We start from the raw sequence: 2,964 nt of genomic DNA on the forward strand, positions 1-2,964 counted from the left end.
GTGGCCGACCCGTTCTCGTCGGAAGGCGGTCGTCTCTACCGCACGGGTGACGTGGTCCGCTGGAACGCCGACGGTCAGATCGAGTACCTCGGTCGTGCCGACGAGCAGGTCAAGATCCGGGGCTTCCGCATCGAACTCGGAGAGGTCCAGTCGGCGATCGCCGCGCACCCCGCGGTCGCCCAAGCAGCCGTCATCGCCCGCGAGGACGTGCCCGGCGACAAGCGCCTGGTCGCCTACGTCGTCCCGAACGACACCACGCCGTCAGCAGCCGCCGACGCCGAACTCCCCACCCGAATCGCCGACTTCGCAGCAGGCGACCTGCCGTCCTACATGGTCCCGTCGGCGATCGTGGTCCTCGACGCGCTGCCGCTGAACGTCAACGGCAAGCTCGACCGCAAGGCCCTGCCCGCGCCCGAGTACGCCACCGGTAGTGGACGTGGCCCGTCCAACGCCCGCGAGGAGATCCTCTGCGCGGCCTTCGCCGAGGTCCTGGGCCTCGGCGCGGCAGGAACCGGAACCGGCGCCGGCGTCGGCGTCGGCGTGGACGACGACTTCTTCCGGCTCGGCGGCCACTCGCTCCTCGCGATCCGCCTGGTCGCCCTGCTCCGTAAGCGCGGAGTCTCCGTCTCCGTCCGGGCCCTCTTCGACGCCCCGACCCCGGCCGGCCTCGCCGCCTCGACGGGCGCCGAGCAGGTCACCGTCCCGGACAACCTGATCCCGGCCGACGCGACGGCGATCACCCCCGACATGCTGCCGCTCGTCGACCTCACCGCAGACGAGATCGCGCGGATCGTCGCCACCGTCGACGGTGGCGCGGCGAACATCGCCGACGTCTACCCGCTGGCTCCGCTCCAGGAGGGTCTGCTCTTCCACCACCTCCTTGCCGAGGGCGGCAAGGACACGTACGTGATGCCGACGGTCGTCGAGTTCGACAGCCGTGACCGCCTCCACGCGTTCACCGACGCTCTGCAGCAGGTGGTCGACCGGCACGACATCTACCGCACCTCGATCGTGTGGGAGGGCCTGCGCGAGCCCGTCCAGGTCGTGCGGCGGCAGGCGACCCTGCCCGTCGACCTCGTCACGCTGGACGCCGAGGCCGGCGACCCGGTGCCGCAGCTCCTGGCCGTCGGCGGCGACTCGATGGACCTGGACCGCGCCCCGCTGATCCGTGTCCACGCGGCCCGCGTGCCCGGCGGACAGCAGTGGCTGGCCCTGGTGCGGATCCACCACATGGTGCAGGACCACACCGCCCTGGAGGTCATGCTCGCCGAGGTCAACGCGTTCCTCACCGGACGCGAGAGCACCCTCGCCGAACCGCTGCCCTTCCGGACCTTCGTCGCCCAGGCCCGCACGGGAGTCACCACCGGCGAGCACGAGCGGTACTTCGCCGAGCTCCTCGGCGACGTCACCGAGACCACGGCCCCCTTCGGCCTGGTCGACGTCCACGGCGACGGCACGGGCACGACCCGCGCCCGGGTCGTCTTCGGCGACGACCTCCACACCCGGCTGCTCGCCGTCTCCCGCCGCCTCGGCGCCAGCCCCGCCACCCTCCTGCACCTGGCGTGGGCCCGCGTCCTCGCCGCGGTCAGCGGCCGCGAGGACGTCGTCTTCGGCACCGTCCTGTTCGGCCGGATGAACGCCGGCGCCGGCTCCGACCGGGTCCCCGGCCCGTTCCTCAACACGCTCCCGGTCCGTGTGCGCACCGACGCGCTCGGCGTCCTGACGGCCGTCTCCGCCATGCGCGGCCAGCTCGCGGAACTGCTTGAGCACGAGCACGCGCCGCTCACGGTGGCCCAGCGGGCCGGCGGGGTGGCCGCCGACGCGCCGTTGTTCACCGCCCTGTTCAACTACCGACACAACAGCGGTGGCACGACGGAGGCCGGGGCGGCCGAGGCCGACGCCGGAACCGAGGTGTCCCAGGTACGCGACGAGCGGCTCGACGGCATCCGCAGGGTCTTCTTCGAGGAGCGCACCAACTACCCCCTGATGGTCTCGGTCGACGACAACGGCGACCGGATCTCGCTCGCCGTCCAAGCGGTCGCCCCGATCGACCCGGAGACCGTGGGCCTCTTCCTGCGCACGACCGCGCAGAACCTGGTCACCGTGCTCGAATCGGCCCTCGACCACGAAGAGGACGTGCCGCTCCGCTCCGTCCAGGTCCTGGACGAGACCGAACGCCACCGTGTCGTGTCCGAGTGGAACGCCACGGCGGTCGAGATGCCGGCCGGTTCGCTGCCGGAGCTGTTCGAGGCTCAGGTGGTACGGACTCCGGGTGCGGTGGCTGTCGTCTCGGGCGGTGCGGAGGTCTCGTATGCGGATCTGGATGCCCGTGCGAACCGGTTGGCTCGTCATCTGGTGGCTCAGGGTGTGGGTCCGGAGTCGTTCGTGGGTGTCTGCCTGGAGCGCGGTATCGAGTCGGTCGTGGCGCTGCTCGCGGTGCTGAAGTCCGGGGGCGCGTATCTGCCGATCGACCCGGCCTACCCGGCCGACCGGATCGCGTACATGCTCGCGGACGCCAAGCCGACGGCGGTCCTGACCTCGACGAGCACGACAGCGGTCGTCCCGCAGTCCGATGCGACCGTCGTGGCCGTCGACGAGCTGGATCTGACCGCCCTCGCGACGGGTCTGCTGGGCACGCGTATCCGTCCGGAGCACCCGGCCTACGTCATCTACACCTCGGGCTCGACCGGTCGCCCGAAGGGCGTCGTGGTGGAGCACCGGTCGGTGGCGGGGCTCCTCGGCTGGGCGGCGGGGGAGTTCGGCGGGGAGGACTTCCGACGCGTTCTTGTCTCCACGTCCTTCAACTTCGACGTCTCGGTGTTCGAGCTCTTCGGCCCGCTGGTGTCGGGGGGCAGCGTCGAGATCGTCGGCGACCTCCTGGCCTTGGCCGACGCGGACGCGGACACGCCTGTGGGTGACGTCAGCCTGGTCAGCGGTGTTCCGTCGGCGTTCGCGCAGATGGTG

The 2,964-nt window shown here is 71.6% G+C and carries 1 protein-coding gene; it reads left to right on the forward strand.

What is annotated here, in order from left to right; translation table 11 throughout:
- On the forward strand, positions 1-2,964 hold a 2,964-nt coding region (locus BCL76_RS38315; RefSeq protein ID WP_146228532.1), incomplete at both ends, for an AMP-binding protein.

The sequence above is a fragment of the Streptomyces sp. CG 926 genome (genome assembly GCF_003148825.1).
In the GTDB taxonomy this organism is placed as follows: Bacteria; Actinomycetota; Actinomycetes; order Streptomycetales; family Streptomycetaceae; genus Streptomyces.